Here is a 20,584-nt window from a genome sequence, read left to right on the forward strand (position 1 = left end):
TCATACGAATGAGAACCGAACCGGCTCAATTACTCGCCGACCATTTTGCCTTCCTCGAAGGTCCACGCTGGTACGGCGGCCATCTCTGGGTTTCCGATATCGCGGACATGAAGCTTTATCGCGTTACCGTTGAGGGCGATCGCGAGGTCGTCTGCGAGGTTCCGCATCGCCCGTCGGGGCTCGGCTTTCTGCCGGACGGCACGCCGGTCGTCGTGTCGATGGTCGACCGGAAACTGATGCGTATCGTCGACGGCAAGCTGGTGCTGCACGCCGATTTGTCCGCACTCGCGCCCGCCGATCTGAACGATCTGGTCGTAGACGGGCAGGGGCGAGTCTATGTCGGAAACTTTGGCTACGATCTCTTTGGCGGTGCCGGCAAAGCGCCTGCCGATCTCTACGTCGTGGAACCGGACGGCTCGGCGCGCGTCGCCGCAAGCGGATTGGATTTTCCTAACGGCGTGGTACTGAAGGACGGTGGGCGGACACTCGTGGTTGCGGAGTCATGGTCGAATCGCCTCACCAGCTTCGAGCGGGATGACAAGGGCAATCTTTCGGGGCGCCGCATCTATGCGGACCTGAATGAGCATCAACCCGATGGCATCTGCGTCGATCGCGAAGGCGGCGTATGGGTGCCGTGCTTCAATACCGGGGAGGTGCTCCGTGTTCTGGACGGCGGTGTCGTCACGGACAGGATTTCGCTGGGAGACCGGCGCGCCGTGGCTTGCCAACTCGGCGGCCATGACGGGCGGACGCTGTTTTGTTGCACGTTCGACGGTCCGCCGGAAGATCTGATGAGCCGAAAGCGGCTGGCCGCGATATATACATTGCGTGTTGCGATTCCAGGCGATGGATGCAACGTTGCGTGATGTTGCCGCGCGCTTCATCGGGCGCGGATTCATCGTGTGCGGATACGGCGTGTCAGCGCGCCTCGGCGCGGGAGAACCGGCCGGCTCTCCCGCCGTGTCCTTTCGTGCGTTACGCGGACGCCACTCGCGCAACGGCCCTGAGCAATGGCGCAGGCGTTGCCGGCAGCGCAGCGATCTTTGGCGAAGCCTGGTCCTGAGTGTCCGTTAACGCATCGAGTTCGCGCTGCATCTGTGTCAGCCCTTCCTGAATCGTCGTTCGAAGATGCTCGATCAGGGTGCGAACCTTGGCGTCCGGGTAACGTCCCGGAGCGTATATCGCGTACACGTTAAACGGGCGAAGCCGATATTGCGGCAGCACCCTCACGAGCGCGCCACTGCGCAGATCGTCGAACACGCTGTAGACCGCGAGCGCACCGATACCGGTGCCCATACGCAACGCATGAGCGAGCGCATCGGGCGTATTCACCTGGAACGGCGACGCGTTCACGGGCACCGTCATGGCGCCATTCGCATTTTCGAGGTGCCATTCGTTGGCCGGCCCAATAGGACTCGCAAACCGCAGCAGTGTGTGGTTTGCAAGATCGGCCGGCTCGCCGGGTTCGCCATGCGCGGAAAGATACGCCGGCGAGGCGACGAGCACGGAATGCGTCGTTCCGAGAATGCGGGCGACATAGCCGGAATCCGCGAGTTGCGACGCGCATATCAGCGATACGTCGTAGCCGTCTTCGACAAGGTTCGGCACATCCTGCTCGACGCCGAGTTCGACCGTTACGTCGGGATGATCGGCCTGATAGGCGAGCAGCGATGCCGTGACGAAACGCTGGGCGAGCCCGGGTGACGAATGCACGCGCAGATGGCCCGAGAGCGTGGTCACCATGCTGCGTGCCTCGGCGTGTGCGAGATCGACATCGGCAAGGATGGCCTTGACGCGCTCGTAATAGCGCGCTCCCGCTTCGGTCAGCGAGAGATGGCGGGTGCTGCGGCGGAGCAGCGTGGCCTGCAACTGCTTCTCCAGCGACGAAACAGCGCGCGAGATCTGGGCCGTGGTCGTATCGTTTTCATGCGCGACGGCAGTGAAGGTGCCGGCTTCGACGACGCGAACGAACATGCGCATGCTTTGAATGGTGTCCATGACAGACGTTCCTGCTAAAGCGCCGAAGCGAATCCGGCATGGACGTATAGTGCTCATTTTTGACGTTTATGTCAAGAATGAGCATTGCTGCCGTTGAGCGACGCTGTGCTCGATTACCGGCATCGGATGAAAGGGTGAGTATCCGTCGTGCCGCTTAAACAGCGGAATACTGCTGCCTACACTGGGAACCACGACGAAGCACAGCCAAGTCGTCAGCTATATCACCCTTTCCAATGAGGTATCGATCATGAAACGCAGACTCGTTTTTTCCCTTCTTGCACTCTCGTTTGTTCCGGCGCTGACATTTGCCCAATCCGGGCATTCCGTCACTCGCGCCGAGGTTCGCAGCGAACTGGCCCAGCTTCGGCAGGCCGGATACGACGGCGATACCGACGCGTCTTACCCGACAAAACTTCTGGAAGCGCAGAGCCGGATCGCCAGCGGCCACGTCGGGACGTCGGCGACGGACGTAGGCGGCCGTGTTAGTGGATCGTCGCAGTCCGGCGTAGCCGTGCGGGGCAATACAGGCGAAATCCCCGGTCTGCGGTCGATCTATTCCGGCAATTGAAGTTCAGGGCGAACTTTTCAGTGCCGAGATCCGCAGAGTGGACATCGGTGCGATCCATCACGCGCACGGAACCGATGGACCGCCCGCACGCTTCGGATTCCGTAGCGTATTCGTTTTCTCTATGGCAGGCACCTCACGCCCCTCGCTATAGGCACAGGCAGCTGTACCTATAGCGAGGGGCGTGACGACAGTCCGTTTGAGACCACGGAATAGCCGGTTATATTTTTTCCAGCGTAGGATACAGCTCGATATTTTCCTTCTGAATCCGCTCGTGAAGCGCCTTGAATACCAGGTTCGCTTCGGACAGGAAGCCGTCGGCGTCGTCGGCGATGCGTCGAGCGGACAGCCATTTGCCGGCAAACTTCATGTAGGCCGCGCTCAGATCCCCCATTTCCGCCTGGTAGCGATGGCCCAATACCGCATGCGACCGGTCGGACGATTTCTGCAAGGCCGGATACAGCACCGCGTCCTCGACCGACAAATGCAGCTTGATGGTGGCGCTCATGGAGACAATCTGCCTTGCGATCTCCGCGGCGTGTTCCGCAACGCCGGCTTGACTGAAGCTGCGCAATTGCGTCACGGTACTCATGATCTCAATGTGCTGTTGTTTGAACTTGTCGATATTCATGTCACTTTCTCTTTGGCCATTTGATTTTCTATTTGCTGTGTTCCCCATGCGAGGAAAATCGAAACGATATCAATCGGGCCGTGCAGCAGACAGGTGCAAGAAATGAGCATCGAATCAGGACATCTGCAACATGCGCATGAGATCGGGTTGGGTCAAAGGAACGAATAGCGTTTATCGATTGGCGTTTCGCCATTCACGATATCGGGCGGCCAATTTTCGTGTGCGAATCCGATCGATAACGAGACTGTAGACGGCCGAATACGAACGCCGGGGACGACGTCCCGCGGCGATGGCATAAAGCCGGCGCTTCACGAGCGCCATGGTCGCGAGCCCGGCCGCTGCCTTGTCTTGCCAGCGGACCGCAACGAGCGGCGCATCGACCGGCTGACCGTCATGCCAGCGTTGCGGCAGGTCCGGCACGGATGCAAGCGCGGTGGCCATGCCGACAACCGCGACGCCCGCGTCGAGCACCGATTCCGCGATTGCCTGCCGGCGGATGCCGCCGGTCGTCATGACGGGCATGCAGGCCACGGCGGCGATCTCGCGCGCGAACCTCAGAAAGTAGGCTTCGCGGGCCAGCGTGCGGCCGTCCGCGGTACGTCCCTGCATGGCAGGACTTTCGTAGCTTCCGCCCGAAAGCTCGACCAGGTCGACGGCTTCGTTGTTGAGCCACAGCACGATTTGCCGGGCGTCATCCTCGGAAAATCCACCGCGCTGGAAATCGGCGGAATTGAGTTTGACCGCGACGCCGAATGCCGTGCCGACGCGCTCGCGCACCGCGCGCACGACGGACAGCAGCAGCCGCGCGCGGTTCTCGAGTGAGCCGCCCCATGCGTCGTCGCGTCGATTGGTCAAGGGGGACAGGAATTGCGAGATCAGGTAGCCATGTGCCGCGTGGATTTCGACGCCGTCGAAGCCGGCCGCCTGAGCCGCCGCCGCGGTATCGGCGAAACGCTCGACGACCTCGTGGATTTCGCCGGCAGTCATGGCACGCGGCCGAGCAAAAAGCTTGCTGTGGCGCCCGAGGTCGAGTGCGATCGCGGATGGCGCCCAGGCGTCATGCCCCAGCGCCGCGATGACCTGGCGGCCGGGGTGATTGATCTGCATCCATGTGCGCGCGCCGTGCCGCCGCGCTGCTTCGGCCCAGCGCCTGAACGGTTCGAGAGGCGTGCCGCGCTCCAGCACGACACCGCCGGGACCGGTCAGGGCGCGCCGGTCGATCATCACGTTGCCGGTAATCAGCAGGCCGGCGCCGCCCGCTCCCCACGCGGCGTAGAGACGCCAGAGCGCGGGCCCCGGCAGTTGTCCGGCGTCGGCCAGATTCTCTTCCATCGCGGCTTTCGCGATGCGGTTCGGCAGGGTATGACCGTTGGGGAGAGGAAGCGGAGCGAACAGTGGCGATACCATCGGGCGGTCTTTTCGTCTTGGAAACGGCGCTTATACTAGGTTTCAAGTTCACTTGAAGGTCAAGTCAGATGAAGATTGGAGAACTGGCCGCGCGCACCGGCATGGCCGCTTCGGCAATCCGTTTCTACGAACAGCGCGGCTTGTTGCCTGTGGCCACGCGCGGGGCGAACGGTTACCGGATCTACGACGAATCGGCGGAAGAGCGGCTCAAGCAGATTCAGCTGGCGCAAAAGCTCGGCTTTACGCTGGACGAAATGCAGACGGCGATCAAGGAAATGGGGGATTTTTCGCAGGACGGGCTGCTCGGACGGATCGATCGGAGGCTAGGCGAAATCGATGCGCTGCGCACGCGGCTCGACGAGCAGCGCCGTGTACTGCTCGGGGTGCGCGACGCGCTTCAGGCCGAGTGGGCGGCGGGGCGTTGCTTCAAGGTGGATCGGTTCGAGGAGCGGCAGGGCGTGGCGCGCCACGCCGATGCCGCGCTGCCGCGCAGAGGGGCGAAGCTCCGCTGAGCGGGTCCGGGCCGGAGCCGGGGCGATCTCCGTTGCGATTGGCCGACACGGCCACGTCTGTCCGACGCGTAAAATGGCGGGCTATCGCAAGCGAGCACAGGCACGCGCCGCCGGACCACGTCGCCGGGCGGTCGCGCCTGCCTTCGCCGGTTTGAACAGGAACGCACGCGGATGTCGTCAGTTTTCTTCGATCGGGAAAGCATTACGGAATGGCTCGGTGACTGGACGGTCGCGAAGGCGCGCTCGGTAGGCGCGGTCAGCAACGTGACGTGGCAGGGCGCGACGCTGAGCGGCGACGTGCAGGGCTCGCGGCCGCGGCCGTACCGGACGCGCGTGCGTTTTCGCACCGACGGCGGTTCGCCGTGGGCGCAAAGCGACTGCACGTGCCCGGTCGGCCGCGATTGCAAGCACGTCGCGGCGCTGCTGCTCGCGGAACTCGACTATCACGACGAGATGGATCACATCACGCAGGTGGAAGAAGAGAGCGGCGAGCGCAGGGCGGATGCTTCCGTCGCGGAGCCGACGATCGTCGCGCCCGGCGAGCCGTCGTCGAGCGTGCGTCCGGAACTCGTGAGCTGGCTTGAACGTTTTCGCGCCCGCTCGCAGGCGGCCGATGCCGCCGCGAAGAAAGCCGAGGTGCGCAAGGCGGGCGCCGCCCGCTCCGAAACGCTGGTCTACCGGCTCAACTGGTCGCGTTTTCAGATGCGCCACGAAGTCGTGCTGCACCGCGCCCGCTGCGCGGCCGACGGCACGATCGTCGAAATCGGCGAGACCTGGGACGACGTCGAGGCCGCGCTTCTGAAGCAGCCTCGCTTCGTGTCCGACGAAGACCTGTCGATCCTGCGCGGCCTGTGGCTTGGCCGCTCGCGCGAGGATTTCGGCCAGTTCGTGCTGCGCGGCGCGAGCGGCGCCGAGACCTTGCAGAAGCTGATCCTGACCGGCCGCCTGTTCTTCGACTTCGGAGCCGCACCGGGAGAGGCGGGGCCGAGGCCGCTCGCGCGCGCCGCCGACCGGCCCGGCCGCATCGAATGGGAGCCGCTGGCCGACCGGCGTCTGCGTCCGGTGCTGCGCACCGAGCCGCGCGCGAGCATGGTGCTGCCGACCGAGCCGGTCTGGTACGTCGACGGCGTCGCGCACGAGGCCGGTATCGTGCCGCTCTCGCTGCCGTTCCAGCAGTTGCCCGATTACCTCGCCATGCCGCCGATCTCGCTCGCCGAGGCGCCGCTCGTCGCGTCGGTATTGCGCGAGGTGGCGCCGGAACTGCCGCCGCCGCCCACTCACGAGGCGTCCGCGCTGCGCGTGATCGACGTCGATCCGGTGCCGGTGCTCACGCTCGACAGCCATGAGGCCGCGGGCGCAAAAGCGGCGAAGGCGGCGAAAGCGGCGGGCCCGCGCAAGTCGGCGGCGCTCGAACTGGCCGCCGTGAGCTTCGACTACGACGGCGTCAGCATCAACGCCGACAGCGGCGTGACGCTCGTGCCGCTGCCGGGCGGCGACGTGATCCATATCCGCCGCCGCTACGAGGCCGAGAAAAAGCGCCTGCTCGAACTGCGCAAGACCGGTCTGCAGAAGGTGCCGACGCGCAGCGTCTATGCGTCGCGCCTCTTGCCCGACACGATGCTCGGTCTGCCCGATGCCGATGCATGGTCCGGGTTCGTCAACGAGGCGGTGCCCGAGCTCGTCGCCAAGGGCTGGCGCGTGACGATGGCGCCGGAGTTCCGCTACAACGTGATCGAGATCGACGCGATCGACGGCACCGCGCGCGAGGCCGGCGACGGCTGGTTCGATCTCGAGATGGGCATTCGCGTCGGCGAGCGCAACGTGCGGCTCGAGCCGCTGCTTGCCGACCTGTTCCGGCGCGACCGGCGCTGGCTTGGCGGCGCGCTCGAAACGATCGGCGACAGCGAGCCGATCGAGCTGAAGACCGAGGAAAACAAGCGGCTGCGGCTGCGCGCCGATCGCCTGAAGCCGGTCGTGCGCGTGCTCGTCGATCTGTTCGACTCGCTCGGCGGCGCGCTCGCCGAAGGTGCGCCGCTGCGCGTGGCCGCCGTCGATGCCGGCCGGCTCGCCGCGCTCGACGACACCGGCCGCTGGCAATTCAGCGGCGACGACTCGATCCGCGAACTCGCGCGCCGTCTGCAAGCCGGGCCGGGGCTGCGCGCAGTGCCGGTGCCGCGCGGTCTGAAGGCGGCGTTGCGCGCGTATCAGCAGCAGGGCCTCGACTGGATGCAATTTCTGCGCGAGCAGGATCTCGCGGGCGTGCTCGCCGACGACATGGGCCTCGGCAAAACCGTGCAGACGCTCGCGCATATTCTCGCGGAGAAAGAAGCCGGGCGGCTTGCGCGTCCCGCGCTGATCGTCGTGCCGACCACGCTCGTGCACAACTGGCGCGAGGAAGCGCGCCGCTTCGCGCCGGAGTTGAAGGTGCTCGTGCTCAACGGGCCGCAACGCAAGGAGCGCTTCGAGCAGATCGGCGCACACGAGCTGATCCTGACGACCTATGCGCTGCTGTGGCGCGACCAGAAGGTGCTGGCCGAACACGACTACCACCTGCTGATTCTCGACGAAGCGCAGTACGTGAAGAACGCGTCCACCAAGGCCGCGCAGGCGATTCGCGGGTTGCGCGCGCGGCATCGGCTGTGTCTGACGGGCACGCCGCTCGAAAATCATCTCGGCGAGCTATGGTCGCAGTTCGATTTTCTGCTGCCGGGCTTTCTCGGCACCCAGAAGGACTTCACGCGGCGCTGGCGCAATCCGATCGAGAAGAACGGCGACGACGTGCGCCGCGCGCTGCTCGCGCGCCGCATCCGGCCGTTCATGCTGCGCCGTCGCAAGGACGAAGTCGCGAAGGAGCTGCCGGCCAAGACCACGATCGTGTGCCCGGTCGATCTCGAAGGCGCGCAGCGCGATCTGTACGAGACGGTGCGTATCGCCATGCAGGAAAAGGTGCGCGCGGCGGTCAGCGCACAGGGGCTCGCGCGCAGCCACATCATCGTGCTCGACGCGTTGCTGAAGCTGCGCCAGGTGTGTTGCGATCCGCGGCTGGTCGCCGCAGCCGGCGCGGGCGGCGGCGCTGCCGCGCGTGGCGAGCGCCAGATGCGCTCGGCCAAGCTCGATCTGCTGTTGTCGATGCTGCCCGAGCTGATCGAAGAAGGGCGCCGCGTACTGCTGTTCTCGCAGTTCACCGGCATGCTCGCGCTGATTGCCGCCGCGCTCGACGAAGCCGCGATTCCCTACGTGATGCTGACCGGCACCACGGCCGATCGCGTGACGCCCGTCGAGCGGTTCCAGCAGGGCGACGTGCCGCTGTTCCTGATCAGCCTGAAAGCGGGCGGCGTGGGGCTGAACCTGACCGCCGCCGACACGGTGATCCACTACGACCCGTGGTGGAACCCCGCCGCCGAGAATCAGGCCACCGACCGCGCGCACCGGCTCGGCCAGGACAAGCCGGTGTTCGTCTACAAGCTGATCGCGGCGGGCAGCATCGAGGAAAAGATCGTGGCGTTGCAGGAGCAGAAGGCCGTGCTGGCCGACAGCATCCTCGCGGAAGACGCCGCCGGCACGGCGAAATTCTCCGACGACGACCTCGATGCACTGTTCGCGCCGATGCCGGAGATCGAAGGCGCGAGGTGAGGGAAGCCGACGGCGTGAGATCGGAACCCCGGAGCGCGAGGACAAGTTGTAACAAAACTCTTACATACGTAAGTTTAATGTAAGTCGATGCGCGAGACGGGGTCTGCTCATATCAATATCGGACGCATGTGGCGCCGACCTTCGGCGCTATTGTGCGAAGTGGCGCCGGTAAGAGTTATCTCGCGAGCGGTTACAAAGGCAGTTCTTTCCTCTTGAGCGCGAATGTCGTCGCGGCTACCGTGGCGTGACTCGTGCGGCTAGACCCCGGCGAGCGTGTGTAGTGTTTGAGGCGGCGTTACCTCGGTGAGGCGACGCCGCTTTTTTTATCGACCGGCCGCCGGCCATCCTGGTCTTTCGCTGCTTCCTGCCCGATCCGAATCAATTCCGATCCCTCGTTCGATCTCGCGCAAGCCAACGGGTATCGGCGTTCTTGCGAGTCGATCGCGGAGGCATTCGGCGACACGAAGTTTCAACGAAATCTGACAATGTTTAAACCATTTATCTTGAGACTATTCCTATACTAGCCAACAAATTGTTAAATCGAAGTTCTTTCACGAACTGGCTGAAAGGGGATTTGCAGACGGGGCCAAACACTTTCCCGGCAACGATAACAGTCTTGAGCACGTGCATTTCCCGGGACTCCGGCATACACCGGCGGTCATAGGAAAATCTAAGAAAAACGCGTAGGACGCTTTCAATCAGGTTTTTTTCGCGACGGATTGCCGCCACACGGCAGCCGGAAAAAGAGGGTTTCGATTATGATGATCTGCCCCGCATAATCGAATGCAATTTCGTCTATGCGCTGATTTCGAGCTTATGCGAAAGCAGTGCGAAACGGGGGCGAAGGCAAAGGACCATTTATTCAGGAATAGCAGCCGGACTCTTTTGGGGGAAGCCGGATCGGCGGTTCGCACCGTCATCCCGGCGCTCTGCCGGTTAGCCGGCGACCCGCCAGGAAAGGCGCTATTGCGTTGTGGGGTGTTATGAGAATTGCAGTCCTCGATGATGATTCGGCCCAGGCCGATCTTGTTTGTCAAACGCTGTCGGCGGCGGGGCATGTCTGCCACGCCTTTGGTGCGGGCAGAGAACTGGTGCGCCAGCTGCGGCGTCAGACGTTCGATCTGCTCGTGCTCGACTGGAACGTTCCCGACATGTCCGGCGAAGAGGTGCTGCGCTGGGTGCGCGAAAGCCTCTCCGAGCGCCTGCCGGTTCTGTTCATGACGAGCCGGGGCCGCGAAACCGACATCACCTCGATCCTGAATACCGGCGCGGACGACTATCTCGTCAAGCCCGTCTCCGCCGCGGTACTGCTTGCGCGCGTCGGTTCGCTGCTGCGCCGCGCCTACTATCTGAAGCCCCCGGCGAGCAAGGAAGTCTTCGGCGACTTCGAGTTCGACCTCGGCGCCAAGCACGTCGTCGTGCGCGGCACGCCGGTCGCCGTCACGCAGAAAGAGTTCGAGCTTGCGCTGCTGCTGTTCCAGCACCTGAGCAGGCCGCTGTCGCGCGCGCATATTCTCGACGTGATCTGGAAGCAGGCCACCGACATCCCGTCGCGCACGATGGACACCCACGTCTCGATGCTGCGCAGCAAGCTCGGTTTGCGCCCGGAGCAGGGCTACCGTCTGACGCCGATCTACGGCTACGGCTATCGCCTCGAGCGGATCGAAACCGATGCGCCGCCGGCCGCCGCGGAACGTTCCGAAGCGGGGGAGGCGTGACGGTTTTCGTGGATACGGCAGCGCGCACCCGCGCTGCCATGCCGGGCCGCCGCTCCACCGCGTGGCTCGCGCTGGCCTGCCTGATGGCAACGAGCGCAATCGGCGGGAGCGCCGCCGCGCAGGCGCGCGCGAGTGGCGCGCCAGCCGGTGTCAAGGCGCCGCCTGCTTACGTGTCGTACACGACCCACGAGGGCGACACGCTGTACGACATCGCCGGCCGTTATATGGCCGATCCCGCCGACTGGGCCTTGTTGAGCCGCCTTAATCACGTACCCGCGCCGCGCCGCATGCCGGCCGGCATCGTGCTGCGTCTGCCGACCGACAAGCTTCGCCAGGATCGGGACACGGCGCGTGTCGTCGCGATGAGCGGACCAGTCGAGCACGCCTTCGGCACGAGCCCGTACCTGCCGCTCAAGACCGGCACGACGCTTGCCGAAGGCGATCGCGTACGCACCGGCACGAACGGCTTCGCCACGCTCGAACTGCCCGACGGCTCGTACGTCACGGTCGCGCAGGACGGCGAACTCGACATCGAGAAATTGCGGCACACCGTGCTGACCGGCACGGGCGACCGCGTTTTCGATTTGCATCGCGGCGAAGTCGAGAGCCAGGTGACGCATGCGACGCGGCCCGACGACCGCTTCCAGATCCGCTCGCCGTCGGTGGTCGCGGGCGTGCGCGGTACGCGTTTTCGCGTCGATTACGACGGCGGCGCGCAGACCACTTCGGTCGCGGTGCTCGACGGCGCGGTCGGCGTCGATCCGGCCGCGCAGGGCGCGCAGGGTGGACGGCGCGCCGCGCCGGCGCCGGGTGTGCCGCTGCAGGCGTCCGAGCAACTGGTCAAGGCGAGCTTCGGCAACATCACGCATGCGGGCGGCGCGGTCGGCAGTCCGGTCGAGCTGTTGCCGGCGCCGGCACTGCTGCAGCCCGCGCGCGTGCAGGACGGCAAGACCGTCGCGTTCGATCTCGCGCCGGCCGAGCACGCGGTCGGCTATCGCCTGCAGATTTCGCACGACGCCGACCAGCTCGATCTCGTGCGCGACATGCGCGTGAGCGCGCCGCACGCGGATTTCGGCGCTTTGCCCGACGGCACGTATTTCGTGCGGATCGCCTCGACCGACGGCAACGGTCTCGATGGCCTGCCGAAGGTCTATGCGTTCGAGCGCCGTCAGCTCGGGCTCGATGCCTCGGCCGCGCAGCGCGCGGGCAGCCACGACTACGAATTCCGCTGGTTCGTGAGCCAGAGCAACGTGCCGACGCGCTTCCGTTTCGTGCTCGCCAAAACCAAAGACCTGAGTCATCCGATCGTCGATCGCGCCGACCTGCCCGGCGGCCAGCTGGTGGTGAGCGACCTGCCCGCGGGCGACTACTACTGGATGATCGTCGCCGAGCAGTTCGAAAACGGCCGGTTCTACGAAAAGAACAGTTCGGTCCGCTCCTTTACGCTGGCGCGCTGACGCTGGTAGATTCTCGGGACCGGCCCCGCGGCCGGTCCGTCTCTTCGTCCCCCCGTCCCGGATTACATCGTTCGTTGCCCACTATTCCCACGACCTCCGCGCGCTTGAGCCTCGATCCACGTGCCCGTTTGGGCCGGCGCGCCGGCCGGCGTTTCCTGATCGAGTGGGTAGCGGTCGGCTGCCTCGGCATCGTGGTGATCCTGCTCACTTCGTTCGGGCGGCTAAGCGGCGGCATCGATCAACTCGTGTACGACCGCTTCCTCGGCGCCCGCGCGCAGCCCTTGCTGTCCGACATCGTGATGGTCGAGATCGACAACGCGAGCATCGCGCGGCTCGGCCGCTGGCCGTGGCCGCGCAGCGTCCATGCGAAGCTGCTCGAACGGATCGCGGCGGCGCAACCGGCCGCGGTGGTCTACGACGTGCTGTTCACCGAACCGAATCTCGACGACGCCGCGCTCGCCCACGCGGTCGCGCTGAGCCCGACCTATCTGCCCCTGCTGCTCACGTCGCCCGACGACACTGGCCGCCGGGTCGTCGTCGAGCCGGTCGCGGCGCTCGCGCGCGCGGCCGCCGGGATCGGCCACATCAATTTCGAGGTCGATAGCGACGGCATCGTGCGCAGCGTCGCGCGCTTCCAGGGCGACGACGGCTCGCGCTGGCCGCAACTGATGCTGCTCGTCGCCGAAGCGGTCGAGAGCGGCAAGCTGCATCTGCGCGGCGGTCCGCCGCCGCGCCGCTCGGCCGAGCCCGTGCGCGGGAAAGCCCGAGGCAGTGACGGCGGCGAGGGCCGTTTCCTGATCCCGTTCGGCTCGAACGCCGGCAACTACACGAAGCTCAGTTTCGCGGACGTGCTCGACGGCAAGGTGCCGGCCGATCAGCTGCGCGGGCGCATCGTCGTGATCGGCGTGACGGCCTCGGGCCTGTACGATCGCTTCGCGACGCCGGTGTCCGGCGAGCTGGGGCCGCTGCCCGGCGTCTACATTCACGCGAACGTGCTCGACACGCTGCTGACCGGCCGCGAGATCGAGCCGGTCGGGCGCTGGTTCGTGTTCGCGGCGTCGCTCGCGCCGCTCGCCGCGCTGCTCGCCGGCTTTCTCGTGCTGTCGCCGCGCCGCTCGCTGCTCCTGACCGGCACGCTCGTGCTGCTCGCCGCGGCCGGTAGCGCGGGACTGCTCTACGGCGGTCGGCTCTGGATGTCGCCGGTGCCGGCGATCCTCGGTGTGGTGATCGTCTATCCGATCTGGAACTGGCGCCGCCTCGAAATGACGATGGCCTATCTGCGCGGCGAACTGCAGCGTCTCGCCGACGAACCGCATCTGCTGCCCGAGGCGCCGCGCAGCCGCCGCGAGTTCGGCGGCGATGTGCTCGAACAGCACATGGCGCTGATGGCGCAGGCCGCGCAGCGCGTGCAGGACATGAAGCGCTTCGTGTGGGACAGCCTCGACAGCGTGCCCGAGCCGATTCTCGTGAGCGATCTGCGCGGCATCGTGCTGATCGCGAACCACGCGGCCAAGGCGCATTTCGCGCGGCTCGGCGCAGCGATGCCCGAGGACCAGCCGATGCACACGGTGCTCGGCGGCCTGACGCTCGTGAAGACGATCGACAGCGGCGCGGCCTCGGACGCCGAGCGCAACCTGTCCGCGCATGCGCACTGGCCGGCGCCGCTCGATCCGAGGCGCGACGAATTCGCCGCGTTGATGGCGCAGGGTGTCGAAGTGCGCGACGCGAAGGAGCGCGACCATCTGCTGCGCTATGCGACCTGCACCAACGCGCAGGGCGAGACGACCGGCTGGATCGCGGGTCTCGTCGACGTGTCGGCGCTGCATGCGGCCGAGCGTCAGCGCGAGGACGCGCTGCGGCTGCTGTCGCACGACATGCGCTCGCCGCAGGCGTCGATCCTGGCGCTGGTCGAGATGGAGCGCGCGCGGACCGAGCCGGCGCTCGCGCGCGGCCTGCTCGAACGTATCGAGCGCTATGCGCAGCGCGCGCTGACGCTCGCCGACGACTTCGTACAGCTCGCGCGCGCCGAGTCGCAAACCTATGTGCTCGAACCGCAGAGCCTGACCGAACTGGTGATCGACGCGAGCGACGAAGTCTGGCCGCAGGCGCACGCGAAGCGCATCGCGCTGCACACCGAGACGGGCGACGCCGACAGCGACGGCCACTGGATTTGCGCCGATCGCTCGCTGATGACGCGTGCTTTTGTCAATATTCTGAACAACGCGATCAAGTACAGTCCGCCAGACACGCGCATCGTCTGCAGCTTCGCGAGCCTGCCGGCGGGGCCGCACCCGGGCGGCACGGCGCGGCGCGTGTCGTGCACGATCCGCGATCAGGGCTACGGCATTCCGAAGGAGCAGCAGGCCGGGCTGTTCGAGCGCTTCCGGCGCTTTCACGAGGCGGAGCGGCCGGAAGTGGGCGGCGCGGGACTGGGCATGGTGTTCGTGAAGACCGTCGTGACCCGTCACGGCGGCGGTGTCGAGGTCGTCAGCGCCACGGGCGAGGGCACGGCTTTCACGATCTGGCTGCCCGCGCTCGACGACGCCTAACCGACGCGTAAGCGGCCGAACCGATCGCGCCGCGCCCGTGTCCTATCCGATTGACCCGAGAGCGATCCATCCAAGAGAAACGAGGAAATGGCAAAAGTCTTCTATCTTTGCGCGGCACTGGCCGCGGCGAGCCTGACCGGCTGCGCGGGCCCGAGCGCCGACGTGCACGTCGCGCGGCCCGACCCTGCCGCCGCCGCGCTGCAAGGCGAGCCGACCTATGCGATGGCGCGCACGCAGCCGCAGGAAGGCAGCACCGATCATCCGCAGGCGGAGAAGCTGGTGCGCGACGAGCTGGCGAAACACGGTTTCGTCGATAGCGACGGCAAGCAGGCGCATTACCGTGTGTCGATGGCGTACAGCACGCGCCTCGCGTCGGTCGGCATCGGCGGCAAGGATTGCGAGCCGGCCGACTGCGGCGACTCGGGCGGCGGGCTCGGTGCGCTGATGTTCGGGCGCGAGTATCGCCATACGCTGACGCTGCGCTTCTTCGACTACGCGAATGGCGAGGAGCGCTACAAGGTCAGCGCGGTGTTCGTCGATCGCAATGCGGACCCGCTGCATGCGCTGCCGCTGCTCGCGAAAACGGCGCTTGCGAAGCTGCCGTTCGACGAACCGGCCGACTGGCGCGTGAAGCTGAGCATCGACAAGACGAGCGGCGCGGCGAGTGTGGAGTCGATGAAGCCGTTGCAGCCGTTGCAGCGTTGAGGCAACGCTAAGGCAGGGATAGGCTTTGGGCTAACGGCGCTGTTGGGTTGGGGCTGACGGGGCTGAGCCTGGGCTTGGGCCGGGTTGGGACGAAGTCGAAACGAGGCCCAAACCTGGTTCATCCAGACCCGGCTAAAGCGGCAAGCCGGGGCCGCCCCGGCCTTGTGCGCGCCTTACTCGCGCTCCACAACATCACTCTGCGGCCAGCAGTTTTCGAACACGCAATCGGCAAGCGGCAGACGGCTCGCCCAGCGCTCGGTTTCGAGCATCGGCTCGCTGTAAAACCGGTCGACGTGGCCGAGGCACAGAATCGCGACCGGCCGCGCGCCCGCGGGCATGCGCAGCAGCTCGCGCACCGCCTCGACGTCGAACAGTGACACCCAGCCGAGCCCGAGCCCTTCCGCGCGCGCGGCGAGCCACATGTTCTGGATCGCGCACGCAACCGAGGCAAGGTCCATCTCCGGCAACGTGCGGCGTCCGAACACGTGCCGCTCGCGCCCGTCCATCAGCGCGATCACGAGCAGTTCCGCGCATTCGAGCATGCCCTCCACCTTGAGCTTCATGAACTCGTCGCGGCGCTTGCCGAGCGCGTCGGCGGTGGCGAGCCGTTCGCGCTCGACGATGTCGTGCAGGGCCGTGCGCAGGGTTGAATCGGTAATGCGCGCGATGCGCCACGGCTGCATGAAGCCGACGCTCGGCGCGTGATGCGCGGCGTCGAGCAGACGCCGCAGCACGGCGGGATCGACCGGATCGGCCACGAAGTGGCGCATGTCGCGGCGTTCGTAAATCGCGCGATATACCGCGTCGCGCTCGGAATCGTCAAAAGGCTGCGCCATGGAACAGGGCGGCCGTGAAGGCCGGGTTGGAAGGCCAGTAGGCGTGCATATAGGTTGCCACAATCGGGCCCACGCGATAAACCGCCTCGCCGGCGGCGTCGCTGTGCGCGCGTGTGGCGAAGCACAGCGGCGCGAGCGGCGTGCTGAGCTTCGAGTAGTGGAACGTGTGGCCGGTCAGCGGGCCGTGCAGGCTGTCGATCTGCTGCATGCCGAGCGCGGCGAAGCGCTTTTGCAGCGTCGCGTGACCGGGCACGAGGCCGAGCATGGGCGTGCTCGTGCCGTGCGCGTCGGTCAGCCGGTCGAGCAGATAGAGCATGCCGCCGCATTCGGCGACCACGGGCTTGCCCGCCGCGACGTGCGCGCGGATCGACGCGGCGCTGCGCGCGTTGCCGGCCAGCGTCGCCGCGTGCAGTTCGGGATAGCCGCCCGGCAGATAGAGCGCGTCGATGTCGTCGGGCAGGGCTTCGTCGGCGAGCGGCGAGAAGTCGTGCACTTGTGCGCCGAGCGCTTCGAGCAGCGCGACGTTGGCCGGATAGATGAACGAGAACGCGGCGTCGCGCGCTATCGCGATCCGCTTGCCTTCGAGCAGGCGCGGCAGGACGTCGGGCGCGGGCGTACCGAAGTCGACGGCCGGCGGCAATTCGGCGAGCGCGGTCGCCGCGAGCGTATCGGCCGCGCGCTCGAGGCGCGCGTCGAGGTCGTCGATTTCGTTTGCCTGGTGCAGGCCAAGGTGCCGGTCGGGCAGCGTGATTTCGTCGCTCGCGGCGATGTGCCCGCACCAGTGCAATTCGGGCGGCAGCGCTTCCTGCAGCATCTGCGCGTGGCGCGCCGAGCCGACGCGATTCGCGAGCACGCCATGAAACGGCAGTTCGGGCCGAAAGCGCGCGAGCCCGAACGCGAGCGCGCCGAAGGTCTGCGCCATCGCCTGCGCGGAGATCACCGCGAGCACCGGCACGCCGAACGTCGCGGCGAGATCGGCGCTGCTCGGCGTGCCGTCGAACAGGCCCATCACGCCTTCGATCAGGATCAGATCGGCCTCGGCCGCCGCTTGCGCGAGCAGGTTGCGGCACGGGGTTTCACCGACCATCCACAGATCGAGCGACAGCACCGGCGCGCCGCTCGCGCGCGCGAGGATCATCGGGTCGAGAAAGTCCGGGCCGGTCTTGAACACGCGCACGCGCCGTCCGAGCCGCCGGTGCAGGCGCGCGAGCCCCGCCGTGATCGTGGTCTTGCCCTGGCCCGAGGCGGGCGCGCTGATAAAGAGCGCGGGACAGGCCGGGCGGCGCGTCGCTTCGGGCGCTGACGGCATCGCTCAGAACTCCACGCCGCGCTGCGCCTTCACGCCCTGCTCGCGATACGGATGCTTGATCGCGCGCATTTCGGTGACGAGATCGGCGGCTTCGATCAGCGCGTCCGGCGCATGGCGGCCGGTCACGACGACGTGCAGCATCGGCGCGCGCGCGTTGATGACCGACAGCACTTCGTCGAGCGGCAGGTATTCGTACTTGAGCACGGTGTTCAGTTCGTCGAGGATCACCATCTGATAGTCGCCGCTTTCGATCATCCGGCACGCCTCGTCCCAGCCCTTGCGCGCGGTGGCGATGTCGGCGTCGCGGTTCTGGGTGTTCCAGGTGTAGCCGTCGCCCATCGTGACGAAATCGCAGTGTGCGATCGCGCCGAGAAAGTCGCGCTCCGAGGTATGCAGCGCGCCCTTGATGAACTGCACGACGCCAAGGCGCATGCCGTGGCCGAGCACGCGCACGGCCATGCCGAACGCGGCCGTGCTCTTGCCCTTGCCGGTGCCGGTGTTGACGATCAGCAGGCCTTTCTCGACGGTCGCGGCGGCCTGTTTCTTTTCATGGCCCTCGCGGCGGCGTTCGGTCATGCGTTGATGCGATTCGGGATCGGTTTTCATCGAAGGTCCTGTTGGGGAGTGTCGGGTTGGGTTGGAGCGGTGTCGGCGTCGCTGCTGGCCGAGGCGATCGCGACGGTAACGCCGTCGTGCACGGTCTTGGGTACGAGCAGGCGCGCGGGCTGTGTGGGCGATGCAGCGGCTGACGCAGCCGCCAGGGTCTGCGCCGCGAGCAGCGCGCAGGGTTCGCAAACGCCATCGACGCCGAGATGCGTTTGCGCGGCCAGCGACGGCGTGGCGACCGGCACCGCGGCGATCTGCTCGCGGCTGAACACCTGCAACGGCAGCGCATGACGCGCGCAGAATTCGCGCAGGCCCGCTTCATGGGCTTTGGCGTCGAGCGTGGCGACGGCGTGAATCTGTTCGAAAGAAGCGACGCACGCGTGCGAGCCGAGCGCGGCGCGCACCGCCGCTTCGATCTGTTGCGCCGAACTGCCGAGGCGACAGCCGATGCCGACGCCGAGCGTCTTGCCCGGGCGTCCGGTGTGTCGAGCGGCATCGGCTTTGGCTTCGGCATTCGCGTCAGCGCAAGAGGCCTCGTGCCCGGCGCTGGCGAGCGAGGCGCGCGTCATCGCGGCATGCAAGGCAAACGCCTCGCGGTAATGGAAAAAGGGCGGCTGCCTGCAAGGGCGCACGCGGCAAGGAAGATCGAGGTCATGCGGTACTGCGAATCCGGGCTTGGACCATCGCGCGGCGCGTTGCGTTTTTGCGGCGAAAACCCCGTGGAAAAACGCCACGCGCGGCGCGGCCATGCTTGAACGCCATCACATCCGTTCCCCGCGGATTCCGGCGGCCGGCAACGCAGCGATGAACGCGGCGCCGCCTCCGCGTCTGGCCGGTATCCGGGCTGGCGGCCTCACGCGCTTTGCCTTCCCGTCCGGATTCGTCGGACAGTGGCGCGAAAAACGCATGTGCGACGCGGCCGGAACGGCGCTCGCGTCGCAGGTCGCTTACCGTTGCGGGGACAGCACAGATTGAACGCATGACGCGCTGCCTGTTTCCCGTTTAACTGCACACGCGAGCGCATGTGCGGGCACCAAACGCGCGCATACGATAGCACATGGCGCCCCGCCGGATAAGCGCGCGCGGCGCTTCACGCGGTGTCCTTTCCTTGACTGCGCATGGCCGTGGGCCTACACTCGCACGCACTTCTGGTGCTCGCGCGCGCATCCATGCGCGTGCAGTTAAACGGGAAACAGGGAGCCCACCTGCTCTGGAACGGGCCAACCTGTGCTGTCCCCGCAACGGTAAGCGAAAAGCGGTATCGGCTGCATGGCCGGCCACCGCGGAGCCGGCTTCGATGTCCACGCGCAAGGCTGCGTCGGCATATCACCACTGGTCGAGAAACCACTCGGCCGGGAAGGGGAAGCGGCGCTTTCGCCAGCCCGGATACCGGCCCGAAGATGCAGGACGGACGCCACGGGGATGCGGCGTCGCGTTCACGACCTCACTTTCCGCTTTCTGTTTTCCGTTGTCGCGGCAACGCCGGCGCTCGTTCCGGCATGCGCGGCGCAACGCCTTCGGATGAACCTCACGATGCAAACTCAATTGCGCAAGATCCCCGTCACGATCATCACGGGCTTTCTCGGCAGCGGCAAAACCACGCTGCTGCGGCACATTCTTCAGCATGCGGGCGGCAAGCGCATCGCGGTGATCGTCAACGAGTTCGGCGAACTCGGCATCGACGGGGAGATCCTCAAGGGTTGCGGCATCGGCTGCGATGAAAACGGCGTCGAAACCGAAGGGCAATTGTATGAACTCGCGAACGGTTGCCTCTGCTGCACCGTGCAGGAAGAGTTTTTTCCGGTGATGGAAAAGCTCGTCGAGCGCCGCGGCGAAATCGATCACGTGCTGATCGAAACCTCGGGTCTCGCATTGCCGAAGCCGCTCGTGCAGGCGTTCAACTGGCCGCAGATCAAGAGCAGCTTCACGGTCGACGCGGTCGTGACCGTCGTCGATGGTCCGGCTGCCGCGAGCGGCCAGTTTGCCGCGAACCCGGTCGCCGTCGATGCGCAGCGCAAGGCCGATCCGAATCTCGATCACGAATCGCCGCTGCACGAGCTGTTCGAAGATCAGTTGTCCGCGGCCGATCTCGTGATCCTGAACAAGACCGACCTCGTCGACGATGCGCAGCAGCGCGCGGTCGAAGCGCTGATTCGCGGGGAGATTCCGCCGCAGGTGAAGATCGTGCGCGCGCAGCAGGGCCAGCTCGATCTGCACACGCTGCTCGGGCTCGAAGCGGCTTCGGAAGAGACGATCCACCTGCGCCACGATCATCACGGTTCCGCCGACGATCCCGACCACCACCACGACGAATTCGATTCGGTCGTCGTGGAAGCGCGCGTGTCGTCGCGCGACGCGGCGATCGCCGCATTGCAGACGCTTGTCGAAGGCCACACGATTTATCGCGTGAAGGGCTTTGCCGCGTTGCCGGGCGCGGCGATGCGCCTCGTGATTCAGGGCGTGGGGCGGCGCTTCGACAGCTATTTCGACCGGCGCTGGCAGGCCGGCGAAAATGACGGCGGCGCGCACGCCGGCAGCCGTTTCGTGCTGATCGGCGAAGACCTCGATCAGGCCACGCTGCAACGCGCGTTCGACGCGGCACTCGACGCCGCCGCTAGTGCGCCCGCGAGCGTTGCCGCACACCAGGCGTAAGCGCTC

Annotated in this window: 16 protein-coding genes and 2 riboswitches; of the genes, 9 read left to right on the forward strand and 7 right to left on the reverse strand. The window is 66.3% G+C overall.

Annotation, left to right across the window (positions count from 1 at the left end; translation table 11 throughout):
* The first annotated feature begins 8 nt into the window (after positions 1-8).
* Positions 9-866, forward strand: a complete 858-nt coding sequence (locus G3N58_RS03625; protein WP_205988509.1) for an SMP-30/gluconolactonase/LRE family protein — start codon at positions 9-11, stop codon at positions 864-866.
* 109 nt (positions 867-975) lie between these two features.
* Here the strand turns inward: G3N58_RS03625 and G3N58_RS03630 are convergent, their stop codons facing one another.
* Complete coding sequence (locus G3N58_RS03630; RefSeq protein ID WP_205988510.1) at positions 976-1,998, reverse strand: LysR family transcriptional regulator; 1,023 nt, start codon at positions 1,996-1,998, stop codon at positions 976-978.
* A 247-nt stretch (positions 1,999-2,245) separates the two neighbouring features.
* On the opposite strand from G3N58_RS03630, the gene G3N58_RS03635 reads away from it, so the two are divergent.
* Complete coding sequence (locus tag G3N58_RS03635) at positions 2,246-2,566, forward strand: DUF4148 domain-containing protein (protein ID WP_167046904.1); 321 nt, start codon at positions 2,246-2,248, stop codon at positions 2,564-2,566.
* Positions 2,567-2,783: 217 nt separating this feature from the next.
* On the opposite strand, the gene G3N58_RS03640 is transcribed toward G3N58_RS03635, so the two are convergent.
* A complete protein-coding gene (locus tag G3N58_RS03640; protein ID WP_205998495.1) occupies positions 2,784-3,194 on the reverse strand; it encodes a hemerythrin domain-containing protein in 411 nt (136 codons plus the stop codon).
* A 171-nt stretch (positions 3,195-3,365) separates the two neighbouring features.
* Entirely contained in the window at positions 3,366-4,601 is a 1,236-nt protein-coding gene (locus G3N58_RS03645; RefSeq protein ID WP_205998496.1) for an NADH:flavin oxidoreductase/NADH oxidase family protein, read from the reverse strand.
* A 68-nt stretch (positions 4,602-4,669) separates the two neighbouring features.
* On the opposite strand from G3N58_RS03645, the gene G3N58_RS03650 reads away from it, so the two are divergent.
* The 6 genes from G3N58_RS03650 (at position 4,670) to G3N58_RS03675 (ending at position 15,175) form a co-directional block, all read left to right on the forward strand.
* A complete protein-coding gene (locus G3N58_RS03650; RefSeq protein ID WP_205998497.1) occupies positions 4,670-5,113 on the forward strand; it encodes a MerR family transcriptional regulator in 444 nt (147 codons plus the stop codon).
* Positions 5,114-5,284: 171 nt separating this feature from the next.
* Entirely contained in the window at positions 5,285-8,746 is a 3,462-nt protein-coding gene (locus G3N58_RS03655; RefSeq protein ID WP_205998498.1) for a DEAD/DEAH box helicase, read from the forward strand.
* A gap of 983 nt (positions 8,747-9,729) precedes the next feature.
* Positions 9,730-10,464, forward strand: coding sequence for a response regulator transcription factor (locus tag G3N58_RS03660; protein ID WP_167046890.1), 735 nt, complete (start codon positions 9,730-9,732; stop codon positions 10,462-10,464).
* A gap of 38 nt (positions 10,465-10,502) precedes the next feature.
* Positions 10,503-11,921, forward strand: a complete 1,419-nt coding sequence (locus tag G3N58_RS03665; protein WP_167047198.1) for a FecR domain-containing protein — start codon at positions 10,503-10,505, stop codon at positions 11,919-11,921.
* A gap of 83 nt (positions 11,922-12,004) precedes the next feature.
* Positions 12,005-14,470: a CHASE2 domain-containing protein gene (locus G3N58_RS03670; protein WP_205998508.1), complete on the forward strand. Its 2,466-nt coding sequence runs from the start codon at positions 12,005-12,007 to the stop codon at positions 14,468-14,470.
* Between the two features lie 87 nt (positions 14,471-14,557).
* Positions 14,558-15,175: a DUF4136 domain-containing protein gene (locus G3N58_RS03675; RefSeq protein ID WP_167282912.1), complete on the forward strand. Its 618-nt coding sequence runs from the start codon at positions 14,558-14,560 to the stop codon at positions 15,173-15,175.
* Between the two features lie 173 nt (positions 15,176-15,348).
* Here the strand turns inward: G3N58_RS03675 and bluB are convergent, their stop codons facing one another.
* Genes bluB through G3N58_RS03695 form a run of 4 tightly spaced genes read right to left on the reverse strand, consistent with a single transcriptional unit; the run spans position 15,349 to position 18,495 of the window.
* Positions 15,349-16,011 (reverse strand): 5,6-dimethylbenzimidazole synthase, encoded by a 663-nt coding sequence (gene bluB, locus G3N58_RS03680; RefSeq protein ID WP_167046883.1) that lies wholly within the window; start codon positions 16,009-16,011, stop codon positions 15,349-15,351.
* On the reverse strand, positions 15,995-17,320 hold the full coding sequence (locus G3N58_RS03685; RefSeq protein ID WP_205998499.1) for a cobyrinate a,c-diamide synthase: 1,326 nt from the start codon (positions 17,318-17,320) through the stop codon (positions 15,995-15,997). The genes bluB and G3N58_RS03685 overlap by 17 nt, the downstream gene beginning before the upstream one ends.
* Positions 17,321-17,323: 3 nt before the next feature.
* Positions 17,324-17,926 (reverse strand): cob(I)yrinic acid a,c-diamide adenosyltransferase, encoded by a 603-nt coding sequence (cobO, locus tag G3N58_RS03690; protein ID WP_205998500.1) that lies wholly within the window; start codon positions 17,924-17,926, stop codon positions 17,324-17,326.
* On the reverse strand, positions 17,923-18,495 hold the full coding sequence (locus G3N58_RS03695) for a cobalamin biosynthesis protein (protein WP_205193201.1): 573 nt from the start codon (positions 18,493-18,495) through the stop codon (positions 17,923-17,925). The genes cobO and G3N58_RS03695 overlap by 4 nt, the downstream gene beginning before the upstream one ends.
* Positions 18,496-18,738: 243 nt before the next feature.
* Positions 18,739-18,979, reverse strand: a riboswitch (cobalamin riboswitch).
* Between the two features lie 79 nt (positions 18,980-19,058).
* Positions 19,059-19,339: riboswitch (cobalamin riboswitch) on the forward strand.
* 120 nt (positions 19,340-19,459) lie between these two features.
* Between G3N58_RS03695 and cobW the strand changes: the two genes are divergently transcribed.
* Positions 19,460-20,578, forward strand: a complete 1,119-nt coding sequence (gene cobW, locus G3N58_RS03700) for a cobalamin biosynthesis protein CobW (RefSeq protein WP_277396955.1) — start codon at positions 19,460-19,462, stop codon at positions 20,576-20,578.
* Positions 20,579-20,584 lie beyond the last annotated feature (6 nt).

Source organism: Paraburkholderia sp. Ac-20342, from assembly GCF_017104985.1.
In the GTDB taxonomy this organism is placed as follows: domain Bacteria; phylum Pseudomonadota; class Gammaproteobacteria; order Burkholderiales; family Burkholderiaceae; genus Paraburkholderia.